Origin of the sequence: Algoriphagus aestuariicola (genome assembly GCF_017254835.1) — a bacterium.
GTDB classification, from domain to species: domain Bacteria; phylum Bacteroidota; class Bacteroidia; order Cytophagales; family Cyclobacteriaceae; genus Algoriphagus; species Algoriphagus aestuariicola.
The window spans coordinates 45,375-64,287 of the sequence record NZ_JAFKCW010000007.1 but is presented as its reverse complement, the minus strand read 5'-3'; the positions used below and the strand labels follow the sequence as shown (position 1 = coordinate 64,287).

Here is an 18,913-nt window from a genome sequence, read left to right as displayed (position 1 = left end):
GGTATTTTGGTTTAATTAGTTAAACATCACAGACCTGCACCGCTTGAGCCAGTGCGGCGATTTTATCATCGGATTTTGGGATGAATTCGTGGGAAACGAAGCCTTGGTATCCGGTAGCCACAATGGCCCGCATGACGGCTGGGTAGTTGATTTCCTGGTTTTCGTCGAGTTCGTTCCTGCCTGGATTTCCGGCCGTATGGTAATGACCAAAGTATTGGTGGTTGGCCTGAATGCTCCGGATGAGGTCGCCCTCGTCGATCTGCATGTGGTAAATATCAAAGAGAAGCTTGAAGTTTTCGCTTCCGACCATCTTGCAGAGCTCGACGCCCCATGGGGAGAGGTCGCACATATAGTCTTTGTGGTTTACTTTGCTGTTGAGCAGTTCCATTTGAATGATCACTCCATGCTTTTCTGCTACTCCGATGATTTGTTTGAGCCCTTGGGCGCAGTTTTTCATACCGACTTCATCGTCCATGCCGTTGCGGTTTCCTGAGAAGCAGATCAGGTTTTTGTAGCCATACTTGGCTACCTGGGGAATAAGCTCGGTGTAGTTTTTTATCAATTGTTCGTGGTACTGGGGATCGTTCCATCCTTTGGGAATGCCCAGCTCAGCTCCGTTGCACATGGAGCATTCGACTCCGTGGGTTTTGAGCGTGTCCCAGTCCTTTGGTCCGACGAGGTCAATTGCGTTGAAGCCGATTTTTTTCACAGCTACGCAAAGCTCGTCCAGGCTGAAGGAAGGCATGGTCCAAGCACAGACACCGTGTTTGATATTTCCCTTGAGTTGAAGCGGTGCTTGGTCTGCTTTCCAGTCGAAAGAAGACATCGTGCCCATCGCAGCTCCTCCCAAGATCATTTTCTTGAAGGAAGACCTTCTGCTTGAGTCAAAATTCATAGTTAACGGGGTTTATTGGTGAGAGGGTTCTTTTTCTCTTTTGAAAAAAGAGATGAAAAATAGTAAAACCAAAACGGAAATGCCAGCCGGAACCAGCCAAATTGATTTCCAGTCGTGAAGTCCGGCCGGATTGAGGTAGTAATCCGAAATCTGCCCGGCGGCCCAGAAGCCAATCAGCATCCCCAGGCCATAGGTGGCCAAAGTGATCAATCCCTGGGCGGAGGATTTGAATTCCTGCCCGGCATGGGAGTCGGTATAGATCTGTCCACTGACAAAGAAGAAGTCATAGCAGACGCCATGTAGCAGAATGCCGCCCATCAGCATCCATAAGCCAGAGTCCGCATCGCCCAAAGCGAAAAGCACGTAGCGGGAAGCCCAAGCCAGCATCGCGACGATCAGCGTCTTTTTGAGTCCAAATCGGTAAAAAAATATCGGTAACGCCAGCATAAACAAGACTTCTGACACTTGCCCCAAGGCCATCTTGCCCGTGGAGTTTTTGACGCCGATCTCAGTCAAAAACGGACTGGCATTTTGGTAGTAGAAGGCTAGGGGAATGCAGATTAGGATGGAAGAGATGAAGAAAATGGTATAGTTACGATCCTTGAGCATTGCCAGCGCGTCAAGGCCCAAAGCTCTCGAAAGCCTGAATTCTCCCTCTCGTTTGCTTTTGGGAGGTGTCTCGGGCAGCGTCATGCTGTACAGGCCCATGGCCAGGGAAACGATGGAAGTCATCAGCCAGGTGTTTCTCAGTAAGCCCTCAGCAAGTCCCTCGGGACTATCCCAGGAAAATGCGCTGATCAAAATCCCCGCGGCTATCCAGCCGATGGTGCCCCAGACCCTCACGATCGAAAACTCCTTGGCGGGGTTGGTCATTTGGTTAAAAGAAATGGAATTCACAAGCGCCAAAGTGGGCATGAACAGTATCATGTACACGAGCAAAAAGGGGAAGAACTCCGAGAATTCCCCGCTTTCGTACATGCGGTACATCAGCCAAGCCCCGACTAGGTGGATGACTCCCAAGATACGCTGGGCCTGAAAATAGCGGTCGGCGATGAGTCCTACGACAAATGGCGCTATGATCGCCCCGAAGGACTGGGTCGCAAATGCCAAGGAAATATCCCCGTCGCTCGCAGCGAGATTGGTTCCCAAGAAGGTGCCCATCGTCACATACCAAGACCCCCAAACGAAAAACTCCATAAACATCATCAGGGAAAGACGAAACTTGGTGGAGAAATTCATGGGCTGGTTTTTTGGGTTGAAAAATCGAAATTGTAAGCTGAAATTTAGATTTTGGGCTTTTTGCCGTATTTTAAGCATCTCCTTTGAGATTCCTAAGAAAGCGACTTAAAAGTTTTGTCAAAGCCACTCATAACCCCTTGTGACAATTGATCATATTAACCTGTGCTAACTCTCAGGAACTCCGGAATTTCCATCCAGAATTCAAATTTTCAACTCAAATAACCTAATAAACTAATCTTTTGACCGATGTCAACAGCTAAAAAATTGAAACTCGGACTCGTAGGCGGAGGACCGGGTTCCTTCATCGGCGCGATCCACCTGAATGGGGCATTGATGGACGGAATGTTCGAACTAGTCTGCGGTGCGTTTAGCTCCAATCCTGCCAAATCCAAACAGCGAGGCGAAGAGCTCATGCTGGATCCAGCCAGAGTGTACGGTTCCTACGACGAGATGTACGAAAAGGAATCCCAATTGCCCGAGGGGCAGCGCATGGATGTGGTGGCTATCGTCACCCCTAACAATGTGCACTTTGATCCCACTGTCAAGGCTCTCAATTATGGATTTCATGTCGCTTTGGACAAGCCTTTGACATTGAATTACCAAGAGGCAAAGGAACTTTATCATGCCGTAGGAAAATCGGACAGGCGTTTTTTGCTCACCCATACGTATTCGGGATATCCGATGATCAAACAGGCCCGGCAGATGGTGGCCGAGGGGAAGATCGGCAAAGTACGCAAAGTCTACGTCGAGTATCCCCAGGGCTGGCTGTACAAACTTTTGGAGACAGAAAACAACAAGCAGGCGGAATGGAGAACCGATCCCGCCCGAAATGGCTTGGCGGGATGTATGGGAGATATCGGAACCCATGCCTTTCATATGGCGGAATACATCAGCGGTGAGAAAGTGTCCCAGCTTTGCGCGGACTTGTATATCAAAATCGACGGGCGTCCCATCGATGACGACGGAGTGGTCCTTCTTAGATTTGAAAATGGAGCGTCTGGGGTTCTTATGGCTTCGCAGACGGATACCGGCTGCGAAAACAATCTCAAGGTGAGAGTCTACGGGGAGAAAGGAGGCTTGGAATGGGAGCAGGAGCTGAACAATTCACTCACGGTTAGATTTCCAAATGAGCCCGCACAGATCTATCGTGCTGGAACAGGCTATCTCGGGTCCCTAGCGCAGGAAAATACCCGTACACCGGCTGGCCATCCAGAGGGATATGTGGAGGCGTTTGCCAACCTTTACCGAAATTTCGCCCGATGTATCTATGCGGATCGGGAAGGTCAAACACCTAAGTGGGAATGGGAAGACTATCCGGGCATAGAAGACGGCATTCGGGGGATGGCTTTCATCGACCACGTCTTGGCCAGTACCAAGTCCGAAACGAAATGGACACCTTTTATCGTAGAGAAATAATTATTGACAATAACTCAAATCCTCAGTTAATATGAAAACAATCAAAGGGCCCGCAGTATTCTTGGCGCAGTTTGCCGACGATAAGGCACCTTTCAACAACCTGAAAAACATCAGCCAGTACATGGCTGACCTCGGATATAAGGGAATACAGATTCCGAGCTGGGACGCCAGAATGATCGACTTGCAAAAAGCGGCTGAAAGCAAGACTTATGCAGACGAGATCAAAGGCGTCGTAGCCGAAGCGGGTATGGAAATCACCGAGCTTTCCACCCACTTGCAAGGCCAGTTGGTGGCTGTCCATCCCGGCTACAATGAGTTATTTGATGGTTTTGCTCCGGCAAATCTAAAAGGCGACCTCAAAGGCAAATCGGAATGGGCAACCCAACAGCTTAAATATGGTGCCAAAGCCTCGGCTAACTTGGGTCTGACCGCCCACGCGACGTTCTCAGGAGCGCTCATGTGGCACACGGTTTATCCTTGGCCTCAGCGTCCTGCTGGACTGGTGGAGACAGGGTTTGGCGAACTGGCCAAGAGATGGCTGCCGATCCTGAATGAGTTTGATAACTATGGTGTGGATGTCTGCTACGAACTGCACCCTGGCGAAGACTTGCATGACGGAGTGACCTTCGAGATGTTCCTAGAGAAAGTGGGAGGCCACAAGCGCGCCAACATTCTTTACGATCCAAGCCACTTCGTGCTCCAATGCCTGGATTACCTCCAATTCATTGATTTTTACCACGATCGCATCAAGGCTTTCCATGTGAAAGACGCCGAATTTAACCCTACAGGAAAGCAGGGAGTATATGGTGGCTATCAAGGTTGGGTCGAGCGCGCTGGGCGTTTTAGATCTTTGGGAGATGGGCAGGTTGATTTTGCGGGAATATTTACCAAACTTTCGCAGTACGATTACAGCGGATGGGCTGTGTTGGAGTGGGAGTGCGCGATCAAACATCCCGAACAGGGTGCTGCCGAAGGTGCGCCATTCATCGATAGCCATATTATCCGGGTGACGGAGAAGGCTTTTGACGATTTCGCGGGTACCGGAGCTGACGAAGCCTTCAACAGAAAAATTTTGGGGATATAATTACCCCGTCAAAAAAACAAAATAATTGCCTCGGCACGGGGGATCCCAAGGATAGAATGGAGCGAGCTTCCACGTTTCCATCGATCAAATTGGTTTTCCTAGTCGAAGCACCTAATTATTCAATTCAAAAACAAAGTAAAAAACCTAGAAACCAACAAATGAAAAAACGCAATCTGGTATTCGCAATAATCGCAGGCTTTGCATTCGCATGTGGAGGAGGAGAAAAAACTGCTGAGTCTAGTTCTGAAGCGGCTTCGACTACAGCAGAGGCTACTGCTCCCGCGCCGGAAATGAGCCTTGAAGAGAAATACAAGGATGATCCTATCTACATCAAAGGAGTGGAAAAAGTAAAAGGATCTGACTGTATGACTTGCCACATGGTTGAAAGGAAGATAATCGGGCCTTCCTATGCGGAAGTGGCAGCGAAATACGAAAACACTGAGGAGAATGTAACCATGCTTGCCAAGAAGGTAATCGAAGGTGGAGCAGGTGTCTGGGGTGAAGTAATGATGTCTCCGCATCCAGCGCTTAGCGAGGAAGATGCAAAGGATATGGTTCGCTACATCTTGCTTCTGAAAAAATAAAAGATGAGAGTTAGCTATCTATCAGTATTGGCGGCAGCAGGCCTTCTTGCCGCCTGCTCCGCACCAAAATCAGAGGAAGGTACAGCCGCCGACACCGTCGCCGTTGCAGCAGAGCCTGCGGAAGAGTGGATCTCCCTTTTTGACGGGCAGACCCTGAATGGGTGGTCAAAGTATGGTGGAGGGGAAGTCGGCAAAGCTTGGAAAGTTGAAAACGGAGAGCTTTACCTCGATGCCGCCAACAAGGAAAGTTGGCAGGAAGGTGATGGTGGGGACATCGTGACCAATGAGGAGTATGAAAACTTTCATTTCAAGACTGAATGGAAGATCTCTCCCAATGGCAACAGCGGGATCATTTTCCTGGTACATGAATCGCCGGAGTTTGAGCGAACTTACCACACCGGCCTTGAGATGCAGGTGCTAGATAACGACGGCCATCCTGATGGCAAGATCATCAGCCATCGCGCAGGTGATCTGTATGACTTGATCATCAGCAGCCAAGAAATGGCTAAGCCGGTAGGAGAATGGAACCAAGCAGAGGTAATTGTCAACCAAGGCAAGCTTGACCTAATCCTCAATGGAGTCACCGTGGTTTCCACCACGCTTTGGACGCCAGAATGGGATGCTTTGGTGGCTGACAGCAAGTTTAAGGACATGCCCGGATTTGGAAAATACAAGAAGGGTAAAATCGCTCTCCAAGATCACGGAGATGTCGTCCACTACCGAAACATTCAAATTAAAAAGCTGTAATCGAAAAAGCCCTGAAAATCTTCAGGGCTTATTTTTTTCGTATGAGTTATTGATATCGAGTGGTGATCAAAACCTAAAGTCTGGTGACATTGTCTTTGCGGATATAGGCGATCTTTTCTTTCCATTCGACTTCATACCAGATGTCTTTGGATGCTTTGATTTTTACCCGGTGTCCTGGTTCTACCAGATCGATCATCTCTCCGCCCGCGCTGGGCTTAGACACGATCATAGTAGGACTGTTGGTGACCAAGGCGGCATTTTGTGCTTTCAGGAAGTTGTTGGTGACAAATATCAGTGTGATGAGAATCACCGACGGCCAGTAGAATCTGGCCTCCGTCAACCTGTTTCCTTTGGTCCAAAGGAATATCAGGGATATCACTAGAAACAAGGTCAGGGCGCCGACGATGATTTCCTTGTACTCCACCAAAAAGAGGACAAACCTCATCCCGTCACTCACCTGATATCCCTCCAGTTCTGACTGACCGGTCAGACTTTTGATTTTGGTGATGGTTTGTTGATTTGGGCTGAGATCGTAGTATTTGCTCAGGTAGAGTGTGGCGTTTTCCTTGTCGCCAATCCCCTCTGAGATGAAGGCCATTTTGAGCAACATGGAAGGGGAGTAGATGCCAACCTGGTAGTTCTCCTGGTAGATTTTCATGGCCTCTTTGTAGCTCCGTTGCTGAAACAAAGAATCTGCTACCAGGAGTTGTGGTACATTGGCTTGACAATGAATGCTTTGCAAAAAGAGGAGAAAAAATATAGAAAGTTTTGTGAGAAAGATTGATTTGAGGCTTGGCATTTAGAAATCAGAGTCATAAATTTGCAGTCCAATTACGGCAATGATCTGGCAAAAAGCAAGGCCAGGGAGCCAATTTTGAAGATTTAAGATTCCGTAGCTCAGCTGGTAGAGCAATACACTTTTAATGTATGGGTCCTGGGTTCGAATCCCAGCGGGATCACAGATTTTGCTCGCAAGGAGTGAAAAAGTAGAGTTTCGGGGTGTAGCGTAGCCCGGTATCGCGCCACATTTGGGATGTGGAGGTCGTAGGTTCGAATCCTGCCACCCCGACTTTAGTAGACTAGTGATAGTCGTTCGGTCCGCTAGCTCAGCTGGATAGAGCAACTGCCTTCTAAGCAGTAGGTCTTAGGTTCGAATCCTAAGCGGATCACAAAAAAATGAGCGGAATTACGTTCCGCTTTTTATTTGTAGTTAATCGATTCCGTAGCTCAGCTGGTAGAGCAATACACTTTTAATGTATGGGTCCTGGGTTCGAATCCCAGCGGGATCACCAAAGCAGACTGAAAGGTCTGCTTTTTGTGTTTTTGGCCATTAGTGGATAGATGGCTTGGCAAACCTGAAAACCCGATTAGATTTGGGAAGAAATTACTTTTTACAAGCCACTCGTGATAGATTTTAAACGCATCGACCATGTACTGATCTGCATTCCTCCGAATTCAAGGGAGGCGGCAAGGGAGTTTTATGCCGGTCAGCTAGGCCTGAGGGAAATTCCTGGAGAACATCCGAATGGGGCCTTGTGGTTTGAGACGGGGGATGCGGAGTTGCATATCCGGGAGGAAGACCTTGCTGTTGGGATATCTGGTAGGCATGCGGCTTTTGAAGTGATGGATCTCCCAACAGCGAAGAAATTTCTGGCCGATCAGGGAATAGAAATTGCTTTTTCGACAGCAATAGAAGGGCGGGATCGCTGCTTTTTTAGGGATCCTTGGGGTAATCGGTTTGAGTTGATAGAATTCGGGAAGAGGTAGCTCTGGGTATAAGTTGGATTCGAGGGCAGGTCGAGTTCGAAAAACTTTGGTTTGCCGGTATACCGAGAGTCAGTGCCAAAATCCTCCCTTTTTATTTCTAGGTTTTGCCTCAGCCATCGTATTCGTGAGACAAGGTTGGAACAGAGGGAGGTTTGTTGTGTGGTGGTCGTATATTTTATACCTTTTTGATATCATGGATAAAAGTCTGCATTCGCTACCGCGTCGCCTAGTACGCTTTATTTTCGGCATTTGTTGTTTCACTTTGTTGCGGTCGACCGCGTTTTTTGCAGATTCCATCCCGCAAGGCGAGCGGGCCGAGGAGCGACCCAATATTATTTTGATTCTTACGGACGACCAGGGTTGGGGAGACCTGAGTATTTCCGGCAACCCATCCGTTGCCACCCCCAACTTGGATCATTTGGCACAGAATGGAGTTTTGTTTGAAAGATTTTATGTCAGCCCAGTTTGCTCCCCGACGCGGGCGGAGCTACTCACTGGCAGGTATCATTTTCGGTCGGGCGTGTATTCCACTTCTGAGGGAGGGGAGCGAATGGATCTTGACGAAGTCACCCTCGCGGATGTGCTGGGTCGGGAGGGATATCGTACTGCCGCATTTGGAAAGTGGCACAGCGGCGCGCAGTATCCCTACCATCCCAACGGTAGGGGATTCGGGGATTTCTATGGGTTTTGCTCCGGGCATTGGGGCAACTATTTCGATCCCATGTTGGAGCACAATGGGAAGATTGTCGAAGGAGAGGGATTTATGGCAGATCTCTTGACTGACAAGGCGATCGATTTTGTGCAGGCAAACCTCGAAAATCCTTTTTTCCTATATCTTCCCTACAACACACCCCACAGTCCCATGCAAGTGCCTAGCATCTATTGGGAGCGGTTTAGGGAAAAGCAGCTTTCCGCCCACCGCTATGACGGGCAGGAAGATATGGGGCATTCCCGCGCTGCCTTGGCCATGGTCGAGAATATAGATTGGAATGTAGGGAGGCTGGTGGAGAGCGTTCGGGAAACTGGGCTTTTGGAGAATACGATCATCCTTTTCCTATCCGACAATGGCCCAAACGGCTATCGTTGGAATGGCGATTTGAAGGGACGGAAAGGTTCGGTCGACGAGGGCGGGGTGAGGAGCCCGCTTTTTATCCAGTGGGAAGGAAAGATCGAGGCTGGTAGAATAGTTTCCAAGGTGGCTAGTGCAATGGATCTGTTTCCTACCCTACTGTCGCTGGCAGGAATCGACTATGCCTCCGAAAAGCCTCTTGACGGCAAAGACCTGAGTCCACTTTTTCTGCAGAGCGATGCCCTATGGCCAGATCGCTATGTTTTTTCCTATTGGGAGAAAAGGGCCAGTCTGCGGAGCGAGTCGTTCCTTTTGGATGAAAAGGATCAGCTTTTCGATTTGCGCTCTGACCCGGGGCAACGCCTCGTGGTGTCTGGTCAGTTCCCGGAAGTGCTTGCAAGGATGCGTGAAATAAAGCAAGCCCATGTCGCGGAGGTCACAATGGAGCTGCCCCAGGAGGATAACAGAAGTTTTCCTTTGGGACACCCCGAATTCAAATACAATCTGCTGCCGGCGAGGGACGCCGTGGGGCACGGAAACATTCAACGGTCAAATCGTTTTCCAAATAGCTCCTATTTTACCAATTGGACTTCCACCCAAGATAGCTTGACTTGGGAAGTGGAAGTGCTTGCCGACGGACAATTTGAGGTGGAGATCTATTACACCTGTGAAGAGGATGTTCTAGGGTCGACTCTTTGTTTGCGAATGGGGGAAGATGTATTGGAGGGGAAGGTGGTAATCCCTTATGTCCCGCAATTGTTGGGAGCGGAAGAGGATCGGGTTCCGAGGCAGGAATCCTATGAGCAAAAGTGGGGGAGGATGAGCCTAGGCAAAATCAGCCTTTCCAAAGGATCCGGGAAGCTTTCACTGAAGGCGCTGGATATTCCCAAGGGAAAAGTGATGGATTTTAGGTTGATGACCTTGACGCGCATTTGATCGAAATGATAAGGACTACTCGATAGCCCAAATTCTAAAAATCCAAGGGATCCAGATGCTTGAAGTGTCCGTTGAGTTTGATTTTTTCCCTCGCCTGCTCGACAGCTTTGATCGCAGGTATGATTCTTTTAAAATGCTTGATGAGAAACTCCGTTCTCTCGCTTTCTGATTCCATCTGAAGCAATTCTAGCTCCTCTTCCAGTTTCAGCCCAAGTTTGTGGGAGAAGGTGTAGGAATTGACCGTTTGGGGATTGATTTCGCCTTGGAAATTCAGCAGGTGTAGCAACTCTCGGAGATAGAAGACAAACTCGTGATGGAGAAACTCGGAAACCTTGGGGTCGTCATTGAGGTGGGCGACGGTACCTCCTGCATATAGCTTGCCTTTCATGGGATTGTCGAAACTGAGAATCCGGAATGCCCGAAGCCCCCGGGTTCTAATATCCAAGCGTCCGTCCTCGTATCGCTTGTTGACCTTCTCGAGCGCGACTTCGGTGCCAAAACTGCTCAGTTTGTCCAAATAGACGCAGATGCCAAAACTGCCCCCAGTCTGCTCTACATCGGCGAGAAGCTCTTTATATCTTGGTTCAAAGATGTGGAGGTTGAGCTCTTCTCCAGGAAAAGCCACCAGTTTCAAAGGGAAAAATGGCAGATACATAGCTGTGTGTTTGTCTTTCGGCCGAAGCCTTTGCCTTGGTCCGGATCCATTCTTCCCTTAAAACGGAAAAAGCCCCGAGATTTCGGGGCTTTTTGGAATTATTTTTTTGCAATGTAGGCCAAGAGGTCGACTACTTTATTTGAGTAGCCCCACTCGTTGTCATACCAAGAAACCACTTTCACGAATGTATCGGAAAGCTGAATGCCTGCTTCCGCATCAAAAATGGAGGTTCTTGCATCCCCGATGAAGTCATTGGAAACCACGGCGTCTTCGGTGTAGCCGAGTACACCTTTCATGGTGGTTTCGGAAGCTTCCTTCATTTTCGCGCAGATTTCAGCATATTTAGCTGGCTTTTTCAATCTCACGGTCAAGTCCACTACGGATACGTCTGGAGTAGGAACTCTGAATGCCATGCCGGTCAATTTGCCGTTTAGCTCAGGGATGACTTTTCCTACCGCTTTGGCAGCACCTGTAGAGGATGGGATGATGTTTTGGCCAGCTCCACGTCCACCTCTCCAGTCTTTGGCAGAAGGGCCATCCACGGTCTTTTGGGTTGCGGTGGTTGCGTGTACGGTGGTCATGAGGCCTTCTTCAATGCCCCAGTTGTCGTTCAAGACTTTGGCGATAGGCGCAAGGCAGTTGGTGGTACAAGATGCATTGGAAACGAACACCATGTCTTCAGTATATGAGTCCTCGTTTACACCCATCACAAACATAGGGGTGTCATCCTTGGAAGGAGCAGACATGATTACTTTTTTCGCGCCTGCATCGATGTGGCCTTGAGCCGTGTCTTTTGTCAGGAAGATACCTGTGGATTCGATTATGTAGTCGGCGCCTACTTCACCCCACTTGAGGCTGGCTGGGCTTTTTTCGGCAGTCACGCGGATGGAGTTGCCGTTTACGATCAAGGAACCGTCTTTTACTTCCACGGTGCCTTTGAACTGGCCATGGGTTGAATCGTACTTCAGCATGTAGGCCATGTAATCCACATCGATCAAGTCGTTGATCGCTACTACCTGAATGTCTTCTCTTTCCTGCGCTACGCGAAAGGCGAGACGTCCGATTCTTCCGAATCCGTTGATTCCTACTTTGATCTTGCTCATAAGTATTGTTGATTTTGAGTATAGGTTTGATTCCAAAAACAGGGTCAGGAGACCTCTTTAGGTCAAAATTTCCTGAGGGCAGGCTAAGTTATTACAAATAAACGGATAGCCCAAACTTCTTTGATCTGCTCAAACCGCGAATCACATTGATTCTGAATTCAAACGATTTCGCCTGTGAATATTTTTTTCTGACTGAAAGTTTAAAATATACCTTTCCATGAACTCCAAAAAAAAGACTGGTCAAACTTACTGCATCACGTTTCCGATTGAAGTGGTTGTGACTTGTTTTTTGGGAGGTCGGTCTGGGGAAATCCATGCGTTTGAAACGAGTAGTTCCGGGCTGAGAAAGCAAAGTGGAGGGACGCTCTTTGATAGCGAAGGTAGGATCGTCGCCAAGTAGAGTCGGGCCAAGCATTTGATATTGAGGACAAGGAGGTCGTGGCTCACAGAAAGGCTAAAAAAATTCAATGACTATGCCTTTATTCTTTTGAGTGGTGAATATACGCGTCGGTGAACGAGGAGTTTCTTAGAGTCGATAAAGCGAGTTTCAAAGAAGGCAAAAAAAAGCCGGGCTATGAGCCCGGCCGTCTTGACTATGCCAATTGTGCTAAAATATCATTGAAAGTCTTGCTCGGGAGCATGGCCTTCGAGGTTTTGTCAGCATCGGGTCGGAAGTATCCGCCTATGTCCACTGGCTTGCCCTGAGAGCTGTTGTATTCTTCGACAATCTTTTCCTCGTTTGCCGCCAAAGCCTTTGCAATGGGGGCAAATTTCGCCTGAAGTTCTGCGTCTTTGGTTTGGGAAGCCAAAGCCTCCGCCCAATAGAGCGCTAGGTAGAAGTGGCCGCCTCTATTGTCCAACTTGCCGACTACGCGAGCAGGGGATTTGTCGTTGTCCAGGAATTTGCCGGTGGCGACATCCAAGGTCTCTCCCAGCAATAGCGCCTCGGGATTGTTGAAGGTTTGGCCGAGGTGCTCCAGAGAAACCGCCAATGCCAGGAATTCTCCCAAAGAGTCCCAACGCAGGTGCCCTTCTTCAGTGAATTGTTCTACGTGCTTCGGAGCTGATCCACCTGCTCCAGTTTCAAACAAACCACCTCCGTTCATCAAGGGAACGATGGAAAGCATCTTGGCGGAAGTACCCACTTCCAAAATTGGAAACAAGTCGGTCAAGTAGTCTCTTAGCACATTTCCCGTCACGGAGATGGTGTCTTTTCCTTCCCTGATTCTCTGGCAGGAGAAGATCGTTGCCTCAATCGGTGACATGGTGTGGATTTCCAAGCCGGTAGTGTCGTGGTTTGGAAGATATTTCTCCACTTTATTGATCAATTCCGCATCATGCGCTCTATTGGCATCAAGCCAAAATACCGCTGGGGTAGAGGAAAGGCGCGCGCGGGTCACCGCCAGCTTCACCCAATCCTGAATAGGGGCGTCTTTGGTCTGGCACATTCTCCAGATATCGCCAGCAGCTACTTCGTGAGAAAGCAATACATTGCCAGCAGCATCCACTACGTTAACCTTTCCGTCGAAAGGAATTTCGAAAGTCTTGTCATGGGAGCCGTACTCTTCGGCTTTTTGAGCCATCAGACCGACATTGGGTACAGAGCCCATGGTTGCCGGGTCGAAGGCGCCGTGCTCTTTGCAGAAATCGATCGTTGCTTGGTAGACACCTGCATATGATCTGTCTGGGATGACCGCCTTGGTATCTTGGAGCTTGCCGTTTTTGTCCCACATCTTGCCTGAGCTGCGGATCATCGCTGGCATGGATGCATCTATGATCACGTCGCTTGGTACATGTAGGTTGGTGATCCCCTTGTCAGAATTTACCATGGCTACGTCTGGACTGTCTGCATAGCAAGCGTCAATATCGGCTAGGATTTCCGCTTTTTTGTCTTCTGGAAGTTTTTCCAAATTTGCCAACAAGTCCCCAAAGCCATTGTTGACGTCCACTCCAATGGATTCCAAGGTGGCCGCGTGTTTTTTGAATACTGGCTCGAAAAATACCTTTACCGCATGACCAAAAATGATCGGGTCAGACACCTTCATCATGGTTGCTTTCATGTGCAGGGAAAACAAAACTCCCTTTTCCTTCGCATCGGCTTTGGCCTGCTTCAGAAAGGCCTTCAGAGCTGAAATGCTCATGGTAGAAGCGTCAATCACTTCGCCGGCGGAAAGCTTCAAGCTAGATTTCAAGATTTCTTTCTTTCCGTCTTTTCCAACTAGCTCAATGGAAACGGTCGTTTCAGCTTCCATCGTGAGAGATTTTTCACTGCCATAGAAGTCCCCTTCAGTCATGCTGTCTACATGGGACTTGGAGTCTTTTGCCCACTTGCCCATGGAGTGCGGATGTTTCTTGGCGTAGTTTTTCACCGCCAGGGGGGCTCGGCGGTCTGAATTACCCTCGCGAAGGACTGGGTTAACGGCGGAACCTTTGATCTTGTCGTATCGGGATTTGATGTTTTTTTCTTCTTCTGTCTTTGGCTCTTCAGGATAGTCCGGGAGTGCGTATCCTTTGCCTTGCAGTTCCTTAACAGCGGCCTTCAGCTGCGGGACGGACGCAGAAATGTTGGGGAGCTTTACGATGTTGGCCTCTGGAGTCGTGGCTATTTTTCCGAGTTCAGCCAAGTCGTCATTGATGACCTGATCTGGCTTCAGAAACTCGGGGAAGGCCGAAATAATACGGCCGGAGAGCGATATGTCCCGAGTTTCTACTTTCACTCCGGCAGACTTGGTGAAGGCTTGTACAATGGGAAGCAGGGAATACGTGGCCAAGGCTGGCGCCTCATCTGTCAGCGTATAAAGGATTTTGGGAGTTTGGTCACTCATAGTTTCAATAGGATTCTAAAAAGGATTTGCCTGTTTGCTTTTTGGGTGCTGGCCGCGGCCACCGGTCAAAAAAAGGAGGGACAGGGTCTGAATTTTGGCGCCTAAAATACAAAAAATAGGTTTGCATCAAACCCCGCCAAAGTAAAGTCGGGGAATTAAAACGGAATGGATTTCAGAGCACAGTGAAGTCGTCGGCGTCTTTCCAAGCAGGGAATTTCTCCCGAAACACTTCCAGCTTTTGGGCCGAAAGCGTCACGGTCTGGATTTGGTCTTTTTCGCCTAAGTCAGCAAGCTTTTCCCCACGGAAATCATAGGCTGCCGAATGGCCTACATAGGAAATTCCGTTTCCATCTGAGCCAATCCTGTTGACTCCCAAAGAATAGGAAAGGTTTTCTATTGCCCGGGCGGGAAGCAGCGCATCCCAAGCAGAAACCCGCGCAGCGGGCCAAGATGCAATGTAAAAAATGACGTCGTAGCTGGCCACCCCATTTTCCCAAATGTTTCTGGACCATACGGGGAAGCGAAGGTCATAGCAGACTTGGGGGCAGATCTCCCAGCCCTTCAGGTTGAAGATGGGAAGTTTTGGCCCCGGCGAAAAAATCTTGTCCTCATTTGCCATGCGGAAAAGATGGCGCTTGTCGTAGTGCTCGGTATACCCGTCTGGATTCACCCAAAGCAAGCGGTTGAAATATTTTTGGCCTTCTGAGATAATCGCACTTCCAGTTACCGTAGCCTTGGTATGCGCGGCCATTTGCTTCATCCACTTGCACACCATCAAGTTCATCGGCTCGGCTAGCGTGGACGCTTCCATGCTGAACCCCGTCGGGAACATTTCCGGCAGGACGATCAGATCGGTTTTGCCTTTCAGCCCCCAGATTTTCTCCTCCAACATGGCGAGGTTGGCCGTCTTGTCCTGCCAGTGCAGGTCGGTCTGAACCAAGGATATGCGGATTTCGGGGCTTCTTCCCATCTAGCGTAGCGGATAGATCATGCGGTAGTCAGTGGAGATTTTTCCCTTGCTGACATCGATCAGTTTTGATTGGATCAGGCGTTTTTTCAAGCCTTTCAGGTAATCTACGAAGAGAATGCCTTCCAAGTGGTCGTACTCGTGTTGGATCACCCGGGCCGTCATTCCGGAAAATTCCTCTTCCTTCAGATTCCAATTTTCATCGAAATATTCAATCGTGAGTTTGTCCGGACGGATAATTTCCGCGCGCACCTCGGGAATGCTCAGGCAGCCTTCCTCAAAACCGTAATCATCCCCGTACTCATCCAAGATGATCGGGTTGATAAACGCACGTCGAATTCCTTTCTCTTCGTCATTTTCATCCAGCATCAGAGAGCTGTCTATGACAAAGAGCCGTACACTCTGATTGATCTGGGGTGCGGCCAACCCCACGCCATTGGCGTGGTCCATGGTCGCGTACATGTCATTGATCAGAGCGCTCAAGTCCGTGCCTTCGGTGATTTCTTCCGCTTCTTTTTTCAGGATGGGGTTACCGTAGGCAACTATGGGGTAAATCATTTTTGTTCGAGGTAAGATTGTAGGATGATTGCCGCAGAGACTTTGTCCAGATTTCCTGCCTTTTCCCTGCGGTCTTTCTTTTTGCTGCCCATTGCGATCATGCTCTGCATGGCCGTTTTGGATGTGAACCGTTCGTCCACAAGGGCTATTTTTTTGTCGGGAAATACTTTCTCAAGCTCTCCTTTCAGTTTCAATACTTTTGGAGTCATTTCGTTGTCCTCCCCATTGAGGCGGGTCGGTAGCCCAAGCACCAGCGCTTCGACTTCTTCTTTGGCACAATAGGCTTTGAGAAAAAGCATCAGCTGTCCAGTCTCAATCGTTTCCAAGGGATTTGCCACGATTTGCAGCGGATCTGTAACGGCCAATCCAGTGCGTTTGGTTCCCAGGTCTATGGCGAGAACTCTGGGCATCAGTTGGTTTGGATTTTTTTTCTGATTCTGCGAAGTGCCTCTCTTTCGAGCTCAACAGCCTTGGGGAACAGCAATTCGTCCTCGATTTTGGCGTGTATGGAGAGTTCTCTTTCGAAGTTTTGAAGCTCGTGATAGAGTACTTTCATCGTAAGTGGGGCGTCCTCTTCCAAGAAATAATCGCGGGTGAGGCGTCTTATCCCTTCCATCTCGTCATCATGGATCTCGTGCTGGTCGGCCATGAGGTGGATGGGGTCCTTTTCCAGTATCGTCAACGCATCCTGGGTGTGGAAGTGTCCGTCTTCGATGTCTTGAAGGGTCTCAATGCGCTTGAAGAGCCGGCTTTCCTCCTCGTGGATGTGGTGGATGAAATCCTCTACAAACAGCGGGAACATGATCCGCAGGTCGGCCATCAAGGCGCTGAAATAAGGCTCTGGCTGAATCCCCGAAATTAGATTAGAGAGAAACGGAAGCTCTTGACGAACAAAGAAATAGTGTTTCCTTTTGAGGTAGGCAACAAGGAGCTCGATAGGGTTGAGGTAGAGTTCTTCGGGAGTGGGATCCACCCGCTTTGCCCAGGATTCCAGCTCGGCAACCAGAGTTCTCGGACTGACTTTATGCCTGCGGCAAACCTTCTCAAGCGAATCGGTAGGGTACTGATAAAAGCTGATTCCGAAATAATGCAGTACAGCCGCGAAAACATAGTTTTCTGAAACTAACTCACCTACTGACGACTTTTCGAAATCCCGATTCGAGTACATTGCACAAAATTAATTTTTTTTGGAGGAAAAAGGGGAATAAATCTGACCTTTAGCGATCCCGCCCGTACAAACAATCGTTAATTTTATCTAAAATCGGTTTCCTTCGTGGATCATTTATCGGTAGTTTGAGTTAATTGAATACAAAATCAGAGAAAAAGTGAGCGAGACCAAAAATACTAAATCACAAATCCGGCTTCCGATCATATTGGCCCTGGCAATTTCTGCGGGAATTTGGATTGGGGCGACCTTCGCTGAGCCGAAAAGCAACCAAAATGATCTCAGGGCGGCGCTCTACAAGCTCCAGGAAATCATGACTTATATCAACCGCGACTACGTGGACAGTGTAAATACGAATGAGCTGGTGGAGTTTGGGATTACCAAGATGTTGGAAAATCTGGACCCCCATTCCAGTTACATTCCCGCCAGGGATGCGTCTTTGGCACAGTCCCAGCTGGAAGGAGAATTTGATGGCATCGGCGTAGAGTTTGGGATAATCCGAGACACCATTTATGTTGTCGCGCCGCTTACCGGCGGTCCTTCAGAGGCTTTGGGTATCCAATCCGGAGATCAGATTATCAAGGTGGACGGGGAAAATGTAGCCGGGATAGGCATCACCAACCGGGATGTCTTTGACCATCTGAGAGGTCCGAGGGGTTCTAAAGTTGTCGTGGATATCAAGAGAAAGAGCCAGCCCGAGCTGATTTCCTACGAGATCACCAGGGACAAAATACCCCAATACAGCATCAATGCTTCCTACATGGTCAACAATGAGATCGGGTATATCAAAGTAAGCCGGTTTGCAGCGACGACCTATGAGGAGTTTAAGACATCCTTGACTGACCTTCAGTCCAAAGGCATGAAGAAGCTGATCATCGACCTCCAAGGCAACCCTGGTGGATACATGGGAGCGGCGATCAACATGGCTGATGAACTGCTGGGGGATCGCGATCTTATCGTTTCTCAAGAAGGGAAAGTGAGCCAATACAGCCAAAAGGCCTTTGCCTTTAAGCCTGGGATGTTCGAGGAAGGTTCTGTGATCGTCTTGATCGACGAAGGATCTGCATCAGCCTCTGAGATTTTGGCAGGAGCCGTTCAGGACAATGACCGCGGATTGGTAGTAGGAAGACGTTCTTTTGGCAAGGGCTTGGTGCAGATGCCGATTGACTTGTCGGATGGGGCTGAGTTGAGATTGACCATAGCCCGGTATTTTACACCTTCCGGCAGATCGATCCAAAAACCTTATGACTCAAACTATGAGGCCTATGAAACCGATTTGATGGACCGCTACACTCACGGGGAATTCTTCTCTGCAGATAGCATCAAGTTCAACGACAGCCTGAAGTATGAGACCAAGAAAGGCCGGACGGTCTATGGGGGAGGAGGTATCATGCCGGATTACTTTGTACCGCTTGATACTACGATGAATAGTGTCTATGTAAGAAGACTGTTCAGTACCGACGCGTCTAGAGAGTATGTCTTGGATTTTGTGAACAAAAACAAAGCTGACTTCGCCTCAATGAGCCTTGATCAATACTACAAAGACTATGAAGTGACAGATGCCATGTTGATGGATTTGGTGGAGTACGGGAAGAAAAATAAGGTGGAGTTTGACTCCAAAGACTTCAACAAGTCCAAAGAATATCTGAAAATCCTAGTAAAAGCGCATTTGGGCCGCCAGATTTATGATGACAATGCCTTCTACCGTGTGATTAATGATATCAATGAAGTTTATCTCCAGGCTATGAACCTATTCGGGGAGGCAGATCGGATTGCGATGGCTACAACCTTGTCGGATGAGTAGCCTGTTTTTCTCAAAAAATTGATGCCAAAGGCCAGTCCAATGCGGACTGGCTTTTTGATTTTGCCGATTTGGGCCGATCTTGTAGCGGTATAGTAAATT

Annotated in this window: 18 protein-coding genes and 4 tRNA genes; 12 read left to right on the top strand and 10 right to left on the bottom strand. The window is 48.8% G+C overall.

Translation table 11 applies throughout. The features are described 5' to 3' along the window. Positions 1 to 19 precede the first annotated feature (19 nt). Together J0A67_RS22320 and J0A67_RS22315 are read right to left on the bottom strand one after the other, a co-directional pair. The gene (locus tag J0A67_RS22320) at positions 20 to 895 is read right to left on the bottom strand and encodes a hydroxypyruvate isomerase family protein (RefSeq protein WP_206571614.1); all 876 of its coding nucleotides are present in this window, start codon (positions 893 to 895) and stop codon (positions 20 to 22) included. Between the two features lie 12 nt (positions 896 to 907). Further along, positions 908 to 2,134, bottom strand: coding sequence for a nucleoside permease (locus J0A67_RS22315; protein WP_206571613.1), 1,227 nt, complete (start codon positions 2,132 to 2,134; stop codon positions 908 to 910). Positions 2,135 to 2,380: 246 nt separating this feature from the next. On the opposite strand from J0A67_RS22315, the gene J0A67_RS22310 reads away from it, so the two are divergent. The 4 genes from J0A67_RS22310 to J0A67_RS22295 all read left to right on the top strand — a co-directional run bounded on the left by J0A67_RS22310 (position 2,381) and on the right by J0A67_RS22295 (position 5,965). Then, positions 2,381 to 3,550 (top strand): Gfo/Idh/MocA family protein, encoded by a 1,170-nt coding sequence (locus J0A67_RS22310; protein WP_206571612.1) that lies wholly within the window; start codon positions 2,381 to 2,383, stop codon positions 3,548 to 3,550. 31 nt (positions 3,551 to 3,581) lie between these two features. Further along, positions 3,582 to 4,634, top strand: a complete 1,053-nt coding sequence (locus J0A67_RS22305; protein ID WP_206571611.1) for a sugar phosphate isomerase/epimerase family protein — start codon at positions 3,582 to 3,584, stop codon at positions 4,632 to 4,634. 158 nt (positions 4,635 to 4,792) lie between these two features. Beyond that, positions 4,793 to 5,218, top strand: coding sequence for a c-type cytochrome (locus J0A67_RS22300; RefSeq protein ID WP_206571610.1), 426 nt, complete (start codon positions 4,793 to 4,795; stop codon positions 5,216 to 5,218). A 3-nt stretch (positions 5,219 to 5,221) separates the two neighbouring features. After that, positions 5,222 to 5,965 (top strand): 3-keto-disaccharide hydrolase, encoded by a 744-nt coding sequence (locus J0A67_RS22295; protein ID WP_206571609.1) that lies wholly within the window; start codon positions 5,222 to 5,224, stop codon positions 5,963 to 5,965. Positions 5,966 to 6,038: 73 nt separating this feature from the next. Here the strand turns inward: J0A67_RS22295 and J0A67_RS22290 are convergent, their stop codons facing one another. Beyond that, complete coding sequence (locus tag J0A67_RS22290; protein ID WP_241265302.1) at positions 6,039 to 6,623, bottom strand: SH3 domain-containing protein; 585 nt, start codon at positions 6,621 to 6,623, stop codon at positions 6,039 to 6,041. Positions 6,624 to 6,851: 228 nt separating this feature from the next. On the opposite strand from J0A67_RS22290, the gene J0A67_RS22285 reads away from it, so the two are divergent. The 6 genes from J0A67_RS22285 (at position 6,852) to J0A67_RS22260 (ending at position 9,737) form a co-directional block, all read left to right on the top strand. Then, positions 6,852 to 6,924 (top strand) — tRNA-Lys (locus J0A67_RS22285). Between the two features lie 36 nt (positions 6,925 to 6,960). After that, positions 6,961 to 7,034, top strand: a tRNA-Pro gene (locus J0A67_RS22280). Between the two features lie 26 nt (positions 7,035 to 7,060). After that, positions 7,061 to 7,134, top strand: a tRNA-Arg gene (locus J0A67_RS22275). A gap of 47 nt (positions 7,135 to 7,181) precedes the next feature. Then, positions 7,182 to 7,257: transfer RNA gene (locus J0A67_RS22270), tRNA-Lys, on the top strand. Between the two features lie 112 nt (positions 7,258 to 7,369). After that, positions 7,370 to 7,732, top strand: a complete 363-nt coding sequence (locus tag J0A67_RS22265; RefSeq protein ID WP_206571607.1) for a VOC family protein — start codon at positions 7,370 to 7,372, stop codon at positions 7,730 to 7,732. 193 nt (positions 7,733 to 7,925) lie between these two features. Beyond that, positions 7,926 to 9,737: an arylsulfatase gene (locus J0A67_RS22260; protein ID WP_206571606.1), complete on the top strand. Its 1,812-nt coding sequence runs from the start codon at positions 7,926 to 7,928 to the stop codon at positions 9,735 to 9,737. 34 nt (positions 9,738 to 9,771) lie between these two features. On the opposite strand, the gene J0A67_RS22255 is transcribed toward J0A67_RS22260, so the two are convergent. Next, on the bottom strand, positions 9,772 to 10,392 hold the full coding sequence (locus J0A67_RS22255; RefSeq protein ID WP_206571605.1) for an LON peptidase substrate-binding domain-containing protein: 621 nt from the start codon (positions 10,390 to 10,392) through the stop codon (positions 9,772 to 9,774). A gap of 98 nt (positions 10,393 to 10,490) precedes the next feature. Then, positions 10,491 to 11,495 carry a type I glyceraldehyde-3-phosphate dehydrogenase gene (gene gap, locus J0A67_RS22250; RefSeq protein ID WP_206571604.1) on the bottom strand — a complete coding sequence of 335 codons (1,005 nt, stop codon included), beginning with the start codon at positions 11,493 to 11,495 and terminating at the stop codon, positions 10,491 to 10,493. Positions 11,496 to 11,712: 217 nt separating this feature from the next. Between gap and J0A67_RS22245 the strand changes: the two genes are divergently transcribed. Continuing rightward, the gene (locus J0A67_RS22245) at positions 11,713 to 11,895 is read left to right on the top strand and encodes a hypothetical protein (RefSeq protein ID WP_206571603.1); all 183 of its coding nucleotides are present in this window, start codon (positions 11,713 to 11,715) and stop codon (positions 11,893 to 11,895) included. A gap of 193 nt (positions 11,896 to 12,088) precedes the next feature. Here J0A67_RS22245 and J0A67_RS22240 read toward each other — a convergent pair whose 3' ends face one another. The 5 genes from J0A67_RS22240 to J0A67_RS22220 all read right to left on the bottom strand — a co-directional run bounded on the left by J0A67_RS22240 (position 12,089) and on the right by J0A67_RS22220 (position 17,013). Then, complete coding sequence (locus J0A67_RS22240; RefSeq protein WP_206571602.1) at positions 12,089 to 14,320, bottom strand: NADP-dependent isocitrate dehydrogenase; 2,232 nt, start codon at positions 14,318 to 14,320, stop codon at positions 12,089 to 12,091. Positions 14,321 to 14,492: 172 nt separating this feature from the next. Next, a complete protein-coding gene (locus tag J0A67_RS22235) occupies positions 14,493 to 15,290 on the bottom strand; it encodes an amidohydrolase (RefSeq protein WP_206571601.1) in 798 nt (265 codons plus the stop codon). Continuing rightward, positions 15,291 to 15,845, bottom strand: coding sequence for a peptide deformylase (gene def, locus J0A67_RS22230; protein WP_206571600.1), 555 nt, complete (start codon positions 15,843 to 15,845; stop codon positions 15,291 to 15,293). Next, complete coding sequence (ruvX, locus tag J0A67_RS22225; protein ID WP_206571599.1) at positions 15,842 to 16,255, bottom strand: Holliday junction resolvase RuvX; 414 nt, start codon at positions 16,253 to 16,255, stop codon at positions 15,842 to 15,844. The genes def and ruvX overlap by 4 nt, the downstream gene beginning before the upstream one ends. After that, positions 16,255 to 17,013, bottom strand: a complete 759-nt coding sequence (locus J0A67_RS22220) for a hemerythrin domain-containing protein (RefSeq protein ID WP_206571598.1) — start codon at positions 17,011 to 17,013, stop codon at positions 16,255 to 16,257. The genes ruvX and J0A67_RS22220 overlap by 1 nt, the downstream gene beginning before the upstream one ends. Positions 17,014 to 17,170: 157 nt before the next feature. Between J0A67_RS22220 and J0A67_RS22215 the strand changes: the two genes are divergently transcribed. After that, entirely contained in the window at positions 17,171 to 18,814 is a 1,644-nt protein-coding gene (locus J0A67_RS22215; RefSeq protein WP_206571597.1) for a S41 family peptidase, read from the top strand. Positions 18,815 to 18,913 lie beyond the last annotated feature (99 nt).

What these genes read in the sequence shown, in the direction of transcription:
- J0A67_RS22255 (WP_206571605.1), bottom strand. Translation starts at nt 10,392, where the DNA reads ATGTATCTGCCATTTTTCCCTTTGAAACTGGTGGCTTTTCCTGGAGAA.
- J0A67_RS22235 (WP_206571601.1), bottom strand. Translation starts at nt 15,290, where the DNA reads ATGGGAAGAAGCCCCGAAATCCGCATATCCTTGGTTCAGACCGACCTG.
- def (WP_206571600.1), bottom strand. Translation starts at nt 15,845, where the DNA reads ATGATTTACCCCATAGTTGCCTACGGTAACCCCATCCTGAAAAAAGAA.
- J0A67_RS22315 (WP_206571613.1), bottom strand. Translation starts at nt 2,134, where the DNA reads ATGAATTTCTCCACCAAGTTTCGTCTTTCCCTGATGATGTTTATGGAG.
- J0A67_RS22220 (WP_206571598.1), bottom strand. Translation starts at nt 17,013, where the DNA reads ATGTACTCGAATCGGGATTTCGAAAAGTCGTCAGTAGGTGAGTTAGTT.
- J0A67_RS22305 (WP_206571611.1), top strand. Translation starts at nt 3,582, where the DNA reads ATGAAAACAATCAAAGGGCCCGCAGTATTCTTGGCGCAGTTTGCCGAC.
- J0A67_RS22300 (WP_206571610.1), top strand. Translation starts at nt 4,793, where the DNA reads ATGAAAAAACGCAATCTGGTATTCGCAATAATCGCAGGCTTTGCATTC.
- gap (WP_206571604.1), bottom strand. Translation starts at nt 11,495, where the DNA reads ATGAGCAAGATCAAAGTAGGAATCAACGGATTCGGAAGAATCGGACGT.
- J0A67_RS22240 (WP_206571602.1), bottom strand. Translation starts at nt 14,320, where the DNA reads ATGAGTGACCAAACTCCCAAAATCCTTTATACGCTGACAGATGAGGCG.
- J0A67_RS22310 (WP_206571612.1), top strand. Translation starts at nt 2,381, where the DNA reads ATGTCAACAGCTAAAAAATTGAAACTCGGACTCGTAGGCGGAGGACCG.
- J0A67_RS22290 (WP_241265302.1), bottom strand. Translation starts at nt 6,623, where the DNA reads ATGAAAATCTACCAGGAGAACTACCAGGTTGGCATCTACTCCCCTTCC.
- J0A67_RS22295 (WP_206571609.1), top strand. Translation starts at nt 5,222, where the DNA reads ATGAGAGTTAGCTATCTATCAGTATTGGCGGCAGCAGGCCTTCTTGCC.
- J0A67_RS22245 (WP_206571603.1), top strand. Translation starts at nt 11,713, where the DNA reads ATGAACTCCAAAAAAAAGACTGGTCAAACTTACTGCATCACGTTTCCG.
- J0A67_RS22320 (WP_206571614.1), bottom strand. Translation starts at nt 895, where the DNA reads ATGAATTTTGACTCAAGCAGAAGGTCTTCCTTCAAGAAAATGATCTTG.
- J0A67_RS22260 (WP_206571606.1), top strand. Translation starts at nt 7,926, where the DNA reads ATGGATAAAAGTCTGCATTCGCTACCGCGTCGCCTAGTACGCTTTATT.
- ruvX (WP_206571599.1), bottom strand. Translation starts at nt 16,255, where the DNA reads ATGCCCAGAGTTCTCGCCATAGACCTGGGAACCAAACGCACTGGATTG.